Source organism: Bacillus cereus group sp. BfR-BA-01379, from assembly GCF_022663605.1.
GTDB classification, from domain to species: domain Bacteria; phylum Bacillota; class Bacilli; order Bacillales; family Bacillaceae_G; genus Bacillus_A; species Bacillus_A mobilis.
The window spans coordinates 1-16556 of record NZ_JAKUFT010000036.1 but is presented as its reverse complement, the minus strand read 5'-3'; the positions used below and the strand labels follow the sequence as shown (position 1 = coordinate 16556).

The window sequence follows — 16556 nt, the reverse complement described above, 5'->3', positions numbered from 1 at the left end:
GATGGGGAGTCAATCAGCACAGCAAAAAAAAGGGATTATATATGCGGCTGGTGCTTATACGATGTGGGGAATCCTACCAATCTATTGGAAATGGGTTGAGGAAGTTCCAGCAGATGAAATATTAGCACACCGCATCGTTTGGGCGTTCGTTTTTATGTTACTTGTATTAGGTGTTACGAAGAGATTTCGTCAGTTTATTGGGGAGTTCGTGAATCTTTTTAAACGACCTAAATTATTAATGTCATTAACAATAGCTTCGGTCTTGATTAGCGGAAACTGGTTTGTCTACATATGGGCCGTTAATCATAATCATGTCATTGAAGCAAGTCTCGGATATTATATTAATCCACTTATTAGTATTTTACTTGGTACGGTTGTATTAAAGGAAAAGCTAAACTTTTGGCAATATGTTGCAGTTGGTTTAGCTGGCGTAGGGGTTATCATTTTAACAGTACGTTTTGGATCTATTCCGTGGGTTTCTTTATCACTTGCCTTTTCATTTGGATTATATGGATTAACGAAAAAATTGTTAAACTATGATGCGACAATTGGTCTTACGATGGAAACGATGTTAGTGACGCCTTTTGCGATTATTTATCTCGTTATGACAGGAGTACATGGTTTCGGCTCATTTGGATCTATTTCCATGTTATCGACGTTACTATTAATAGGAGCAGGAATTGTTACAGCTTTACCACTTTTTTATTTTGCAAAAGGAGCACAACTTATTCCGCTTTATATGGTAGGCTTTTTACAATATATTGCACCAACAATTAGTTTAATTTTAGGTGTATTCGTATTTGGTGAGCATTTCACATCTACTCATATGATGGCATTTTTCTGTATATGGATTGCATTATTTGTGTTTTCAATAGCAAAAACAAAGTTTTTAGTGCAGAAACAACCGAAATTTATAAAAAATAAATCAGCAAAAGTATCATAATGCGTAGTATTTTCTACGCATTTTTCTTTATACTGATACTATATAGAATTTCCATTATAGTCAGTAGGGAGCTGAGAACGTGGAAACAATTTTACATAATGATCCGCTTATGGCCGCTGTAATTTCATGGTTTTTAGCACAATTAACGAAAGTAGTCTTTAAATTATTCAAAACGGGTGAATTTGATTTTGCAAAGTTTTTTGCTTCAGGTGGGATGCCAAGTTCTCATGCTTCAACTGTTACAGCACTTGCAACAGGTGTTGGCGTTGTGGAAGGTGTGGAAAGTTCCATGTTTGCAATCGCTGCTATTTTTGCCATTATTGTTATGTATGATGCTTCAGGAGTAAGGCTCGCGGTAAGTAAACAAGCGAAAATATTAAATGAGTTTTTTCACGGTAGACAAACAGAATATAAGAAATTAAATGAACTTGTCGGGCATACACCGTATGAAGTAGTAGTCGGTGCTTTAGTAGGGATAATTGTCGGAGTAGGATATTGTTTATGAGCAGAACATTTTATATGTTCTGCTTTTCTTTGTTTTCATACATATTCAGTTATCTTTTTGAATATCGTTATACGGATTTCGAAAGGGTGGGTGAGTAACTTGTTATTATATGAAAAAGTGCATGAAGAGATAGCAAGAAGAACAACTGCACTTCAAACGATGCAACGGCGAGATGGAACGTGGCGCTTTTGTTTTGAAGGAGCACCATTAACAGATTGCCATATGATCTTTTTATTAAAATTATTAGGTAGAGATAAAGAGATAGAACCATTTGTAAAAAGATTAGCATCACTTCAAACAAATGAAGGAACATGGAAATTGTATGAAGATGAAGTAGGTGGTAATTTATCTGCTACAATTCAATCTTATGCTGCCTTACTTGCTTCAAAAAAATATACAAAAGAAGATGCGAATATGAAGCGAGCCGAAATGTTTATAAATGAGCGTGGCGGGGTAGCGCGTGCTCATTTTATGACGAAGTTTTTATTAGCGGCTCATGGAGAATATGAATATCCTTCGCTCTTTCATTTGCCAACACCAATTATGTTTCTCCAAAGTGATTCACCTCTCAGTATATTTGAGTTAAGTAGCTCAGCGCGTATTCATTTAATTCCGATGATGGTTTGTTTAAATAAAAGATTTCGAGTAGGGAAAAAGTTACTGCCAAATTTAAATCATATTTCGGGAGGGGGCGGAGAATGGTTTCGAGAGGATCGGTCTCCGTTGTTTCAAACGTTAGTAAGTGATGTAAAACAAATTATATCGTATCCACTATCTTTACATCATAAAGGGAATAAGGAAGTCGAACGTTTTATGAAAGAACGTATTGATGAGAATGGAACGTTATATAGTTACGCAACTGCCTCGTTTTATATGATTTACGCTTTACTCGCGTTAGGACATTCTCTTCAATCATCAATCATTCAAAAGGCTATAACCGGGATAACATCTTATATATGGAAGATGGAAAGCGGGAATCATTTGCAAAACTCGCCTTCAGCTGTATGGGATACGGCTTTACTCAGCTATGCGTTACAAGAGGCCCAAGTACCGAAAGATAATAAGATGATTCAACATGCAGTAACATATTTATTAAAAAAACAGCATACAAAAAAAGCTGATTGGAGCGTACATGCACCAGCGCTTGCACCAGGCGGTTGGGGTTTCTCGGATGTGAATACGACAATCCCTGATGTTGATGATACAACAGCGGTGTTAAGAGTATTGGCAAAAAGTAGAGGGAACGAAAATGTAGATTATGCATGGAAGAAAGGGGTTACTTGGGTTAAAGGATTACAAAATAATGATGGTGGCTGGGGAGCATTTGAAAAAGGTGTGACGAGCAATTTATTAGCAAATTTACCAATCGAAAATGCAAGCGACATGATTACAGATCCTTCTACACCAGATATTACAGGAAGAGTGTTAGAGCTTTTTGGGACATATGCGCAAAATGAATTGCCAGAGAAACAAAAACAAAGTGCAATAAATTGGTTAATGAATGTACAAGAGAAAAATGGATCATGGTATGGAAAATGGGGGATTTGTTATATATATGGTACGTGGGCGGTGATGACCGGTTTACGGTCACTCGGCATTCCATCTAGCAATCCATCATTGAAACGAGCTGCTTTATGGCTTGAACATATACAACATGAAGATGGTGGCTGGGGAGAATCATGCCACAGTAGTGTGGAAAAAAGGTTCGTTACTTTACCATTCAGTACCCCATCTCAAACAGCATGGGCGTTAGATGCTCTCATTTCTTACTATGATAAGGAAACACCAGCAATTCGAAAGGGTATCTCATATTTGCTTGCGAATCGTTATGTGAATGAAAAATATCCTACTGGAACAGGTTTACCAGGTGGTTTTTATATTCGTTATCATAGCTATGCCCATATATATCCGCTACTTACTTTGGCGCATTATATAAAAAAATATCGAAAATAAACCGAGAGGATATCTCTCGGTTTATTTTGTTGGGTAGTAGGTCCCTGTTGAAAAGAATAAGGTTGTGCTTTCCTTATTTTTCTGTTGATTGGCGTTTTTGACGTGCATCAGCGGCATTTGCACGTGCGTTTGCTTCTAAGTCATTGTGGTCAGCGAGTTCACGAGAGAACTCAACATCAATGCCATCAGCAGCTTTGTTTTGCTTGAAATTTTTTTTGTTCATTCGACACAATCTCCTTGTGTTTTATGCGACGTTGCAAAGTTAGTTTGACACAAATAGACTTTTTTATACAAAGAGGGATTGGAAGGCAAAAAGCCGAAATATACAGTATAAGTAATAGAAATGGGGGATAGGGATGGAGTTTTTAAATGGGAAAACAGCTGTTGTAACAGGAGCTGCACAGGGAATTGGAAAAGAGATTGCAAGGGTTTATGCAAAACTAGGGGCAAAAGTATTAATTAGCGATGTAAATGAAGAAAAGCTACAAAAAACGACACGTGAATTATCGGATGAAGGATATGAAGTGAGTTTATATCGATGTGATGTGAGTAATCAAAATGAAGCGAAGTCATTAATTGAATATGCGGTTCAAAAATTCGGTACATTACATATTTTGGTGAATAATGCTGGGATTACAAGAGATGCAATGTTACATAAAATGGAGAAGTCTTCTTGGGAACAAGTATTACAAGTGAACTTAACTGGCGTTTTTTATTGTATGCAGCCAGCGCTTCTTTACATGAGACAACAAGGGTATGGACGCATTATTAATATATCTTCAATTAGTAGAGAAGGAAATATAGGCCAAGCGAATTATGCTGCTACAAAGGCAGGAGTTGTAGGTTTAACGAAAACAGCAGCGAAAGAAGTTGGAAGTTTCGGTATTACTTGTAATGCGATTTGCCCAGGGTTTATGGATACAGATATGACAAAAACGATACCAGATAAAGTGAAAGAAAAGATGGTTGGCGCGATTCCAGTTGGTAGAATTGGAACGCCAGAAGATATTGCGAACGCAGCGGCCTTTTTAGCATCAGAATACGCATCCTATATTACAGGAGAAGTATTAAATGTGAGCGGGGGACTGCAAGTTTAAAGGAATACATAATGAAAAGAACCTGACCGGATAGGTCAGGTTCTTTTTCGTTAGTTTAAGTTGAGCCAAACACTCTTCACTTCTGTATAATTATTTAATGCGTAAGATCCCATTTCACGGCCAAGACCAGATTGTTTAAATCCTCCAAATGGAGATGCTGCATCAAAGACGTTATAACAGTTTACCCATACAGTACCAGCGCGCACTTTACTTGCAACATAGTGTGCTGTTTTAACATTTTCTGTCCACACACCAGCCGCTAAGCCGAATTGTGATTTATTTGCACGTTCAATTACTTCATCAATATCGTTGAAAGGTATTGCAGAAATAACTGGACCGAAAATTTCTTCTTTTGCGATCGTCATTTCGTCATTTACGTCAGCGAATACTGTAGGAGAAACGAAGTAACCTTGATCGAATGGATTACTTCCTCCGCAAAGTACTTCAGCGCCTTCTTCAATCCCTTTTTCAATGAAGCCCATTACACGTTTTTGTTGTTCTTCGGAAACGAGAGGACCGATGGTAGTTTCTGGACTTAGACCAGCACCTTGATTTAATTTTTTAGAATAAAGGACGAGATCAGCCATGACATTATCGTACATTTTCTTTGGAACAAATAAGCGTGATCCAGCAGAGCATACTTGTCCTTGGTTAAACATAACACCAGAAAGTGCACCAGGAATCGCGCGAGATAAGTCGGCGTCTGGTAAAATAATGTTCGGCGATTTACCTCCAAGCTCTAAAGTAACACGTTTCAATGATTCAGATGCTTGTCTCATAATTTGTTTACCGACTGGAGTAGAGCCAGTAAATGCAATTTTATCAACGAGTGGATGATTAACAAGAGCTTGTCCAGCTGATTCACCGAATCCAGGAACGATATTAATAACACCTTTCGGGAATCCAGCTTCTTCAATTAATTCAGCTAAGTATAGAGCGGATAGTGGAGTTTGTTCTGCAGGTTTTAAAACGATTGTACATCCTGTAGCAAGCGCTGCTCCCATTTTCCACATTGCCATAAGAAGTGGGAAGTTCCAAGGAATAATTTGACCGACGACACCAACAGCCTCATGGCGTGTATAGTTAAAGTAATCACCGGAAACAGGAATTGTTTGACCAACGATTTTCGTAGCCCAGCCAGCATAATAGCGCATATGTTCAATTGCAAGTGGTATGTCTGCTGCCATTGTTTCACGGATTGGCTTTCCGTTATCTAATGTTTCGAGCTGTGCAAGCTCTTCTTTATGTTCTTCCATTAAATCAGCTAACTTGTACATAAGACGGCTTCGCTCAGCAGTGCTCATGCGAGACCAAGGACCTTCGTCAAAAGCCATGCGAGCTGCAACAACAGCTTTATGAATATCTTCGCGACCAGCCTCAGAAACGACGGCAAGTGTTTCGCCGGTTGCTGGGTTAGGTGTTTTAAATGTTTTACCGGAAGCGCTTTCAATGAAAGATCCATTCACATATAACTTTTTTGTACCTTGAAGAAACTTTTCTACCTTTTCATGAAGATTTACAGCTAGTTGACTCATTGTATAACCCCCTTGAAAATATAATGTAAACGCAGTACGAGACGGCGTTTATTCCAAAACCAAGGATGTGGGAACTAGATGGAAAGCCTCTAATTTAAATCATAATTAACAAATACTGAAAATTCAAATTTCATTTGTGTTACAATTGTAAAAAATATGTAATGTAAGAGAATCTTCTATATGAATATAAAAACTCCTGCTTGTTTTTGCTTTCTAGTAGGAAAAACTAGAAGAACAATGGTACAATAATACATCGTGAGAGGAGGGAGAAAAATGAAGGATTATCATGATGATCCACGCTTTCGAATCGCCCATAGAGAAGCGTTAATTGGTCTTGGACTTGCTATTATCAATTTTATAATATGGTACGGATTTGCTTATGGGCTTGGTAGTAAAAATCCAAGTGAATATACATATGTATTCGGTTTTCCAGCATGGTTTTTTTATAGCTGTATCGTTGGGTTTGTCGTTATGGTTATTTTACTTAGTTTAGTTGTTCGTTTTGTATTTCAAGATATTTCACTCGATGAGGAAGAAAAAAGTGAGGAATAATAGATGAATTGGTATGTAATCATTCCAATGATAATTTCATTTATCGTTGTGTTTTTAATTGGTGTATATGCTTCAAGACGCGTACAAGCGACTGCTAATAATAAATTTTTACAAGAATATTTTCTTGGTGGGCGTGAACTTGGCGGTTTATTATTAGCGATGACAATGATTGCTACGTACGGTAGTGCGAGTAGCTTTATTGGTGGTCCAGGTATTGCGTACAATATGGGTCTCGGATGGGTATTATTATCTGCGATTCAAGTTGTAACAGGGTATATCGTTTTAACGGTTATCGGTAAAAAGTTTGCAATTATCGCTAGAAAGATGGAAGCCATTACTCTTATCGATTATTTAAAGGGAAGATACAATAATAAAGCAGTTGTTATACTTTCTGCGTTATGTATTATTATCTTTTTATTTTCAGCAACAGTAGCTCAATGGGTCGGCGGTGGCCGATTAATTGAGTCGCTAACGGGTCTATCTTATACAACAGCACTATTTCTATTTACTTTTTCTGTACTTGTATACGTATTAATTGGTGGGTTTCGTGCAGTCGCTTTATCAGATACACTATTAGGTATCATTATGTTAGTTGGAACGACAATCATTTTAATTGCTACTGTCATTGCTGGTGGTGGAATTGAAAAGATTATGCAGGAACTTATTCAAATCAATCCGAATTTAATTACACCGTTCGGAGCGGATGGTAGTTTAACGAAATCATACGTGACATCATTTTGGATTTTAATTGGAATTGGCGTTGTTGGTTTACCGCAAATTAGTGTGCGTGCCATGTCTTATAAAAATTCAAAAGCTATGCATCAAGCGTTAATAATTGGTACGGTTGTTGTAGGTACAATTATGATTGGTATGCATTTAACGGGTGTATTTGCACGAGTTGTACTTCCGGGTATAACGGTACCGGATAAAGTCATGCCGCTACTCGCAATGGAAGTGTTGCCACCTTGGTTAGCCGGTGTTTTCTTAGCTGCGCCAATGGCAGCAATTATGTCTACAGTAAACTCGTTATTGTTACTTGTAAGTTCATCAATTATTAAAGATATATACGTAAATTACATAAATAAAGATGCAGCAGACAGTACGATTAGAAAAGGAAGTTTGTGGATTACTGGTATCGTAGGGCTGCTCGTTTATGCAGCAGCAATTAAACCACCAGATTTTTTAATATGGTTAAATTTATTTTCTTTCGGTGGATTAGAAGCAGCATTCATTTGGCCAATCGTATTAGGGTTATATTGGAGAAAGGGAAATGCAACAGGAGCGCTTGCCTCTATTTTAGTTGGGGTAGGTTCATATATGTGTATTCACCTTTTCTATCCAAACCCGTTCGGTATACATACAGTTGTTTTCCCAATTTGTTTTGCGTTTATCGCTTATATCATTGGAAGTATGAGTGCTGTGAAGAAAAACAGTATAGGTTAGAGGAAGAACGTAGTCCTTATAGAGGACTGCGTTTTTTTGTGTGAATTTATTCTTTTTTATTCTGTATATGTAAGGTTATTCATAAATTAATAACAATTGAGGGGATGGAGTTGAGGTCGATGAAAAAAGTATTATTTTTGGGAGACCCAGGAATTGATGACTCTTTAGCCATCATGTACGGAATTATGCATCCTGATATTGATATTGTTGGTGTTGTAACCGGATATGGAAATGTAACGCAAGAAAAGGCGACGAGTAATGCAGCATATTTGCTGCAAATGGCGGGGCGGGAAGATATACCTGTTATAAATGGTGCAAAGATCCCTTTATCCGGGGATGTTACAACGTATTATCCAGAAATTCATGGGGCAGATGGATTAGGACCGATTAAACCACCAAAAGCTTTTGCGCCAAATATAAAACCTTTTTGTGCTTTTTTTGATATTCTGGAAAAGTATAAAGGAGAATTAATCATTGTGGATGCTGGTAGGTCAACGACACTAGCGACAGCATTTATTTTAGAAAAGCCGATGATGAAGTATGTGAAAGAATATTATATAATGGGTGGTGCTTTTTTAATGCCTGGCAATGTAACACCAGTCGCAGAGGCGAATTTTCATGGTGATCCCATTGCGTCACAATTAGTTATGCAAAATGCCAAGAATGTGACATTAGTTCCACTAAACGTTACATCTGAAGCAATTATCACGCCAGAAATGGTAAAATATATTACGAAACATTCTAAAACGAGTTTTAATAAATTAATCGAGCCGATATTTACGTATTATTATAAAGCATATAAAAAGTTAAACCCGAAAATAACAGGCAGTCCAGTTCATGACGTCGTTACAATGATGGTTGCGGCAAATCCGTCTCTTTTAGATTATGTATATCGCCGTGTCGATGTAGATACAGTTGGAATTGCAAAAGGAGAGAGTATTGCTGATTTCCGGCCTCAGCCGGACTCAAAAGCTTTAAAGAATTGGGTGCGAATCGGTTGGTCGTTACATTATAAAAAATTTCTCGAAGACTTCGTGAAAATTATGACGTAGACATAATAGGAGAATACAAGTTAAAATAATGGAGACGGTTATGTAAATAACCGTCTCCATTATTTTTTTAAAAGATAAATAGAGAAGAGTTACACAATAGGAGAGGAATTTTACTTGAAAAAAACTATAGTATGCGCAGTAATTGTGGGTATTTTCGTTTTGCTAATATCGGGTAATTTTTTAGTGGAAAAAGTGTGGAGTTCAAATAATGATGATGCGCAGTATATCGCATCCTTTATTGAAGAACATAAAGATGAAAAAAATAGTGCACTTCTAGTAAAGAGAAATGATAAAATTGTTTATTCTGTAAATCCCAGTGTTGTATTGCCGGTTGCTAGTACGATGAAGTTAATCGTGGCGCTTGAATATACGAAACAAGTTACAGAAGGGAAAATTGATCCGTCTAGTTTTGTTTCCATTAATGATGTGAATCGTTATTACGTACCGAATACAGATGGCGGTGCACAAGATAGATGGCAAAAGTATTTACAAAAGACAGACAAGATAACAGAAGGAGCAGTTTCTTTAGAAGAAGTGGCAAAAGGAATGGTCAAATTTAGTTCGAATGCGAATGCTGAATATTTAATGGAAGTGTTAGGATTAGATAATATTAATCGGAATTTACAAAGTTTATCACTTCCAGCACATCAGCCGCTATTTCCGATTGTTTCATCTTTATACATCCCTGGATATTTGCATAAAGAACTACATGTTCCGAAATATAAAATAGAGAAAAAGTTAAAAGAAATGTCTCAAGAGCAATATCGTGAATATGCGATGATTATTCATGAACGCTTAAAAAAGAAGGGACCATTATTACAGAAGGAAATTCCTCTTTACTTAGAGGAACGTTACGATAAAATTTGGTCAGATCGATTACCAGCAGCTTCTGCAAATGATTATATGGTACTACTTCAAAAGGCAAATCATAAAGGTGGCCTAACAGACGCAGAAGAAAAAGTGTGGGCGAATATCGTTGAAACAGATATGAGCGCTAAGAAATACCGTAAAACATTTAGACATGCAGGGCAAAAAAATGGCTATACGCCATGGACAGTTACAAAAGCAGTTTATGCGATGGATAAACGCGGGAACTGTACAGAAATTGTGTTCTTAGCAAATAATTTAAATGAGGACGACAGTGCAGAAATACGAAAACATTTAGCGAACTTACATTTCCAAGTGTTGCAAAGTGATAAGTATGATGCGACTTTTATTAAGTAAACTCGGTGCAGAGGGCGCCGAGTTTATTTTTATCCCGCTTTAATGGGCAGTAAGACCCTCACCCCAAAATTCAGCGAAAGCAAAGAAGTTAGCCGGGGATCGGGCTGCCCATAAAAGTCCGATTGGTGAGGGCTGATTAAAGTTTCACTTTATGTACAAGCACTTTTTTTCTATCTCTGGGTATGATGGGTAGTAATACTTAGGCGAGAGGGGAAAAGGTGATGAAACAAAGTAAAGAAGAGTTTATAAAGAGTGAAGGCGCTGATTTCCCTGGGAAAACATATGTCGATTGTGTATTACAACATGTATTTCATTTTCAGCGAGATCACTTATTAAAAGATATGTTTCAGGTGCATAAAGCGCATGTTGTGATGCTGACAGAAGAGAATTTAATGAAAAAGGAAGAAGCTAAAGTTATATTACACGCACTAAAAAAGATAGAGGGAATTCCAAAAGATCAATTGCTATATACAGAGCAGCATGAAGATCTCTTTTTTTTAGTCGAACATTTAATTTTTCAAGAAGCGAAATGCGATTTTGTAAGTAATATGCATATTGGCAGGAGTAGAAATGATATGGGTGTAACGATGTATCGCATGAGTTTAAGGCGATATGTACTACGATTAATGGAGCATCACTTGTTATTGCAAGAAAGTATATTGCAACTTGCCGATGATCACAAGGAAACGATTATGCCAGCTTATACACATACACAACCAGCTCAACCAACGACATTTGGTCATTATATGTTAGCGATTTATGATACGATGCAGAGAGATTTAGAACGAATGAAACGAACGTACAAACTTTTAAATCAATCTCCAATGGGAGCTGCGGCTCTTTCTACAACAAGTTTCCCGATTAAACGAGAGCGAGTTGCCAATTTACTTGGGTTTACTAATGTAATTGAGAACTCATATGATGCTGTTGCTGGAGCGGATTATTTATTAGAAGTTAGTTCGTTACTTATGGTAATTATGACGAATACGAGCAGATGGATTCATGACTTCTTACTATTAGCGACGAAGGAATATGATGGTATTACTGTTGCGAAGCCATATGTACAAATTAGTAGTATTATGCCGCAAAAGCGAAATCCAGTTTCAATTGAGCATGCACGTGCAATTACGAGTAGCGCTTTAGGAGAAGCATTTACAGTATTTCAAATGATCCATAATACGCCATTTGGTGATATTGTTGATACGGAAGATGACTTGCAGCCGTATTTATATAAAGGAATTGAAAAGACCATTCGTGTTTTTTGTATTATGAATGCAGTGATTCGAACGATGAAAGTAGAAGAAGAAACGTTGAAAAGTCGTTCCTATAAACATGCAATTACGATAACTGATTTCGCAGATGTTTTAACAAAAAACTATGACATTCCATTTCGGCAGGCGCATCATGCAGCAAGTGTTATTGCGAAAATGTCATTGGATCAACAAAAGGAGCTACATGAATTACATGTAAAAGATGTAAATATATACTTACAAGAAAATTTTAAAATATATTTATTAGAAAAAGAGTGGGAAGAGATTGTATCGCCAGAAGCTTTTATTCAAAAAAGAAATGTATACGGTGGCCCGAGTAAAAAAGAAATGGAGCGCATGATTAAAAATCGAAAAGAGTCATTTCAAAAAGAGGAAGAGGTATTTGAAAGGGAAAAACAAAGAATTTTACAAGCTGAAAATGATTTGAATGCATTAGCTTTGAATATTATTGAATCGTAAAAGAGGGATTTAGTGAATTAATCGCCAATACTTAATGAAACTATAAATAGAGAGAAGAGATTGTCGATGATTCAATTACATGTATATGAAGAGATTCTTACTTTTAAAGAAGAAGTTACGTCATTTTTAGAAAAGAATGAGCAGGAAAATAATCTTATATTAGGTGTATTACAAATGGGCCAACAACCGATATTTATGGGGGTAGTAAAACAAGAGGAAGAAATTACAATTGTATTTCTTCAAACAGAAGAGAAGAAACAAATCATTGTTGCTACGTCTGAAATTAAAGAAGAGGACATCGTGGAACTTGCAAAAAAATTAGCGGAAGTGTATCCAAATGTTCCTGGGTTGATTGGAAATAAGAAAATTGTACAGAGATTAGCGGAAGAGATTGCGGCGATAGAAAATAAGAAAACGAATGTTGCAATGGAGCAAGGTGTATATGAATTAAAACAAGTAAAGAAAAAGTGGAACGGAGATGGAATCTTTCGAGAAGTAAGTAGTGAGGAGCTACCGTTAATAGAACAGTGGATATATCAATTTTGCGAAGATGTGAAGCTTCCTACTACGAAAGAAGAAGCGAAACAAACCGCCCATACATTCATTACTAATCGTCGTCTTTTTGGTCTAGAAGTAGACGGGAAACTTGTTTCTGTAGCTGCAAAAACGAGACCGACTACAAACAATATAACAGTTAATTTCGTATATACACCGAAAGAAGCGCGGAAAAAAGGGTACGCATCTAGTTGTGTTGCCGCACTTAGTCAACGTATGTTAGATGAAGGTTACAAAACAACGACTTTATATACGGATCTGGCAAATCCGACATCAAATAAAATTTACCAACAGATTGGTTATGAACAAATTGCGGAGTCTGTACTTATATTTTTAGAGAAATAGAATGAAAAGGCACGCTAGTAGAGCGTGCCTTTTTGTTATTCATCAATTCGAATTACTTCACCCTGCGGGAAATTCTCAGTTTCTAGTAAGCTACGAATTGCTTTCGCAACGTATTCAGGTGATAGTAGTTTCCCTTCTTCTTTTAGTGCGATAAAGTGATCTAAATTTATGAAGTCTTCTTTATTTGTTTCACGAATTTGTGCTTGCATACTTGTATCAACAACACCAGGTGCAAATGCGACGATTTTTACCGGATATTCTTTTTCAGCTTCTTCGGTTGCTACGCACTGTGTAAACATATTTACACCAGCTTTCGTTGTACAATAAGCGCCCCATCCAAAATAAGGATTTTTACCTGCACCAGATGAAATGTTTATAACACGTTTATCTACTTTCCAATCTTTCGTATGTTTCATGAAAGTGGAGGTAAGAATCATCGGTGCAAGTAAATTAATTTGAACGTTCGTAATGAGCAGTTCGCTTTCAGCTTTTTCAATTGGTTTCATTGGTGCGAGTGTACCAGCGTTATTAATTAAATGAATAGATGATACAGTATTTTCTGGAATAGATGAAATGATTTCGTTAAAGTTCGTTTCTAAATTATGTACATCTTGAAGATCTAAGGAGTGGAAAACACAATTGCTGTTATATTGCTCTGCGAGTCTTGTAAGTTCTTTATTTTCTCTTCTAGAAATAGAGATGATACTCGTGTTTTCTTCTAACAATTGCGCGGCGATTGCCTCACCTAAACCTTGTGAAGTTCCTGTTACGATAACATAACGCATAGTGTAGTAAGCTCCTCTCGTATGTGCGGAATTTTGTTGGACAAAGTACATTGCATAGTTTGTCTACATTTTATAGTATAGAGCACTTTTTACTATAATTGAAATGAGATGATTGTGTGCCTTTTATAAATCGTTTTACAACAACAGTACCTGGTGCCGTCACGTTCACTGGGAATACGTTGGGACTTAGTCCTACATCACCTGCACCAGGTAATATTTTTGGTACACTTGCTGTGTTTACGACAGTAAATACAGCGCTGCAAGTACCAGGATTCCCAGCAGGAACAACGAATGAATGGCAATTGAATTCTTCAAGTGCCATTTTAAACCTTCCAGCGGGAAGCAGTGTGTTATATGCAGAATTAGTTTGGGCTGGTACTTTCCGGACTGATACGGAAGATGTTTTACCATTTTTAAATGATAACATTATATTTACAACGCCAGCAGGGACCTTTTCTGTTACGCCAGATCCTGCTACCGCACAGCAAGGCTCAGTAGGAAATCAATTTTATTATGCTCGCTCTGCTAATGTAACGAATCTTGTTAGTGCAGGTGGGGCAGGAACTTATACAACGGGTGCAGTGCCAGCTGCAAGAACTTCATCTGACCCAACTATCAGTCGTTCGGCTGGTTGGACACTTGAGGTTGTTTATCAAAATGCAAGTTTGCCACTTCGAAATTTGTCAGTTTATGCAGGTCAAGAAATTATCGATGCTTCATCACCACCAGTTGATGCTACTATTTCAGGATTTGCTACTCCAGCGACAGGAGCTGTAACAGGACGAGTGCTCGTAACTGCTCAAGAAGGTGATTCTAACATTGTTGGAGATCAACTTCGCTTTGGACCGAATGCAAATGCTACAGTTGCATTATCCGGCCCGAGAAACCCTGCTAATAATTTCTTTCAGTCACAAATTTGTAACGACATTGGAGAGTTAGATACAACTGGAACGTTTGGAGATTTGAATCAGCCATTAGGGATAGCTTTAGCGGTCCGAAGACAAGGGTGGGATATTACAAATGTAAATGCCTCTGCATCATTAGTAAATAATCAAACGTCAGCAACGGTTCGATTCGTTACAAATGGAGATGGATATGCGGCAGCTGGTTTTGGAGTTCAAATTGATGCAACGGGGCCAATTATTAATCCTGTTAAATCGGTCAATAGAACAGTTGCAGGAGTTGGAGATATTCTTACCTACACAATTACAGTTCCTAATACAGGTACGGGAAGTGCAGAAAATGTCATATTACAAGACAGTATTCCGAACGGAACGACGTTTGTTACAGGTAGTGTAACAGTAGGTGGAGTAACACAGCCGAATGCGAACCCTGCTAATGGAATTAATTTAGGTACAATTCCAAATAACACGCAAAGAGTTGTTACATTTCAAGTGCGAATAACATCGTTCCCAAACCCAAATCCTATTTCAAATCGTGCAATGGTGTCATATCAATTCCGTCCTTTTGTCGGTAGTCCACCTATTACTAGTATGTCTTCTTCAAATACAGTACAAACGACAGTGAATCAAGCAACTATAAGTATGCAAAAATCTGTAGATTTACAGACAGCAACACTTAATGATGTATTAACATACACGGTTAATGTGACGAATAATGGAAATATCACTGCCAATAATGTTGTTTTTGTCGATAGTATCCCTGGTGGAACAACATTTGTTCCAAATAGTGTTACGGTGAATGGAGTAGCACGTCCAGGAGCGAATCCAGCAAGTAGTATTAATCTAGGAAGTATTAATGCTTCGCAAACGACTGTGGTGCGTTTTCAAGTTCGAGTAACATCTAATCCACTTGTCAATCCAATTCCGAACCGTGCGAGTGCAACATTTAACTTTACTCCAGTACCTGGTCAACAACCAGTTTCAGGGCAAGCGACAAGTAATACTGTAGTTACTACTATTAATATAGCTGATATAAGAACGAGAAAAATAGTGGATAAAGCTTTTGCAACGGTTAACGATATTCTTACGTACACTATTACAATTGAGAATATAGGAAATGTACTTGCGACAAATGTTATTTTTCAAGATCCAATCCCAATTGGAACGACTTTTATAGCAAATAGTGTAACTGTAGATGGGGTTTCACAGCCTGGAGCAAATCCTTCGACTGGGTTTACGGTAGCAAATATTTCTCCAGGCGGAAGTAGGACGGTTACATTTCAAGTCCGGGTGACATCTACGCCATCAGGAGGTACGATTGCGAATCGCGGAAATGTATCTGCTAATTTCGTTGTTATTCCGAATCAGCCACCGATAACGATTAATAGACAAACGAATACCGTTGTGACACAAGTGAATACAGGTGGTTTAAATGTAATAAAAGAAGTGAATACAACGCAAGCAGCGGTAGGGGACACTTTAACGTACACGATTGCCGTCCAAAATACAGGAAACGTTCCGTTAACAAATGTATTTTTCCAAGACCCTATTCCTTCTGCTGTTTCATTTGTTGCAAATTCTGTAACAATTAATGGAGTACCACAAAGTGGATTGAATCCAAATACAGGATTCTCTATTCCGAATATTCCTGCGGCTCAAACAGTTGTAGTCACATTTGACGTATTAATTGTACAGGATCCAGAAAACGAAGATATTTTAAATCAAGCCAATGTAACAGCGAGTTTTCAAGTGAATCCGAGTGAACCACCAGTAACAATCAATGTTCCGAGTAATGTTGTGAATACAACAGTACAATCAGGGAACTTTGAAGTTGTGAAATCAGTGAATACGAATGTCGCAACGGTAGGGGATGTTTTAGTATATACAATCGAAATTATAAATGCAGGTAGTGTATCAGCTACAAATGTATTTTTT

At 37.3% G+C, this 16556-nt stretch carries 14 protein-coding genes; 11 read left to right on the top strand and 3 right to left on the bottom strand.

The window, feature by feature from the left end:
- Position 1: 1 nt before the first annotated feature.
- The 3 genes from rarD (at position 2) to MR113_RS15190 (ending at position 3401) form a co-directional block, all read left to right on the top strand.
- Complete coding sequence (rarD, locus tag MR113_RS15200; protein WP_063262506.1) at positions 2–943, top strand: EamA family transporter RarD; 942 nt, start codon at positions 2–4, stop codon at positions 941–943.
- 79 nt (positions 944–1022) lie between these two features.
- Positions 1023–1448, top strand: coding sequence for a divergent PAP2 family protein (locus MR113_RS15195; protein ID WP_073515868.1), 426 nt, complete (start codon positions 1023–1025; stop codon positions 1446–1448).
- 99 nt (positions 1449–1547) lie between these two features.
- A complete protein-coding gene (locus tag MR113_RS15190; RefSeq protein WP_242255253.1) occupies positions 1548–3401 on the top strand; it encodes a terpene cyclase/mutase family protein in 1854 nt (617 codons plus the stop codon).
- Positions 3402–3474: 73 nt separating this feature from the next.
- On the opposite strand, the gene MR113_RS15185 is transcribed toward MR113_RS15190, so the two are convergent.
- Complete coding sequence (locus MR113_RS15185) at positions 3475–3624, bottom strand: YfhD family protein (protein WP_001035806.1); 150 nt, start codon at positions 3622–3624, stop codon at positions 3475–3477.
- A 133-nt stretch (positions 3625–3757) separates the two neighbouring features.
- Between MR113_RS15185 and fabG the strand changes: the two genes are divergently transcribed.
- The gene (gene fabG / locus MR113_RS15180) at positions 3758–4498 is read left to right on the top strand and encodes a 3-oxoacyl-ACP reductase FabG (protein WP_061678476.1); all 741 of its coding nucleotides are present in this window, start codon (positions 3758–3760) and stop codon (positions 4496–4498) included.
- A gap of 50 nt (positions 4499–4548) precedes the next feature.
- Here the strand turns inward: fabG and dhaS are convergent, their stop codons facing one another.
- On the bottom strand, positions 4549–6033 hold the full coding sequence (dhaS, locus tag MR113_RS15175) for an aldehyde dehydrogenase DhaS (protein WP_061678475.1): 1485 nt from the start codon (positions 6031–6033) through the stop codon (positions 4549–4551).
- A gap of 273 nt (positions 6034–6306) precedes the next feature.
- Here dhaS and MR113_RS15170 point away from each other — a divergent pair, with 273 nt between their 5' ends.
- The 6 genes from MR113_RS15170 (at position 6307) to MR113_RS15145 (ending at position 12934) form a co-directional block, all read left to right on the top strand.
- Positions 6307–6585: a YhdT family protein gene (locus tag MR113_RS15170; RefSeq protein ID WP_000656242.1), complete on the top strand. Its 279-nt coding sequence runs from the start codon at positions 6307–6309 to the stop codon at positions 6583–6585.
- A 3-nt stretch (positions 6586–6588) separates the two neighbouring features.
- Positions 6589–8028, top strand: a complete 1440-nt coding sequence (gene panF / locus MR113_RS15165) for a sodium/pantothenate symporter (RefSeq protein WP_001104842.1) — start codon at positions 6589–6591, stop codon at positions 8026–8028.
- A 119-nt stretch (positions 8029–8147) separates the two neighbouring features.
- Positions 8148–9080 (top strand): nucleoside hydrolase, encoded by a 933-nt coding sequence (locus MR113_RS15160; protein ID WP_242255248.1) that lies wholly within the window; start codon positions 8148–8150, stop codon positions 9078–9080.
- Between the two features lie 114 nt (positions 9081–9194).
- Complete coding sequence (locus MR113_RS15155; protein WP_242255246.1) at positions 9195–10304, top strand: serine hydrolase; 1110 nt, start codon at positions 9195–9197, stop codon at positions 10302–10304.
- A 221-nt stretch (positions 10305–10525) separates the two neighbouring features.
- On the top strand, positions 10526–12034 hold the full coding sequence (argH, locus tag MR113_RS15150) for an argininosuccinate lyase (protein ID WP_242255243.1): 1509 nt from the start codon (positions 10526–10528) through the stop codon (positions 12032–12034).
- A 66-nt stretch (positions 12035–12100) separates the two neighbouring features.
- Positions 12101–12934: a GNAT family N-acetyltransferase gene (locus MR113_RS15145; protein ID WP_242255241.1), complete on the top strand. Its 834-nt coding sequence runs from the start codon at positions 12101–12103 to the stop codon at positions 12932–12934.
- 35 nt (positions 12935–12969) lie between these two features.
- Here the strand turns inward: MR113_RS15145 and MR113_RS15140 are convergent, their stop codons facing one another.
- Positions 12970–13719, bottom strand: a complete 750-nt coding sequence (locus MR113_RS15140; RefSeq protein WP_242255239.1) for a (S)-benzoin forming benzil reductase — start codon at positions 13717–13719, stop codon at positions 12970–12972.
- A 116-nt stretch (positions 13720–13835) separates the two neighbouring features.
- Here MR113_RS15140 and MR113_RS15135 point away from each other — a divergent pair.
- On the top strand, positions 13836–16556 hold a 2721-nt coding region (locus tag MR113_RS15135; protein WP_242255238.1), incomplete at its 3' end, for a DUF11 domain-containing protein.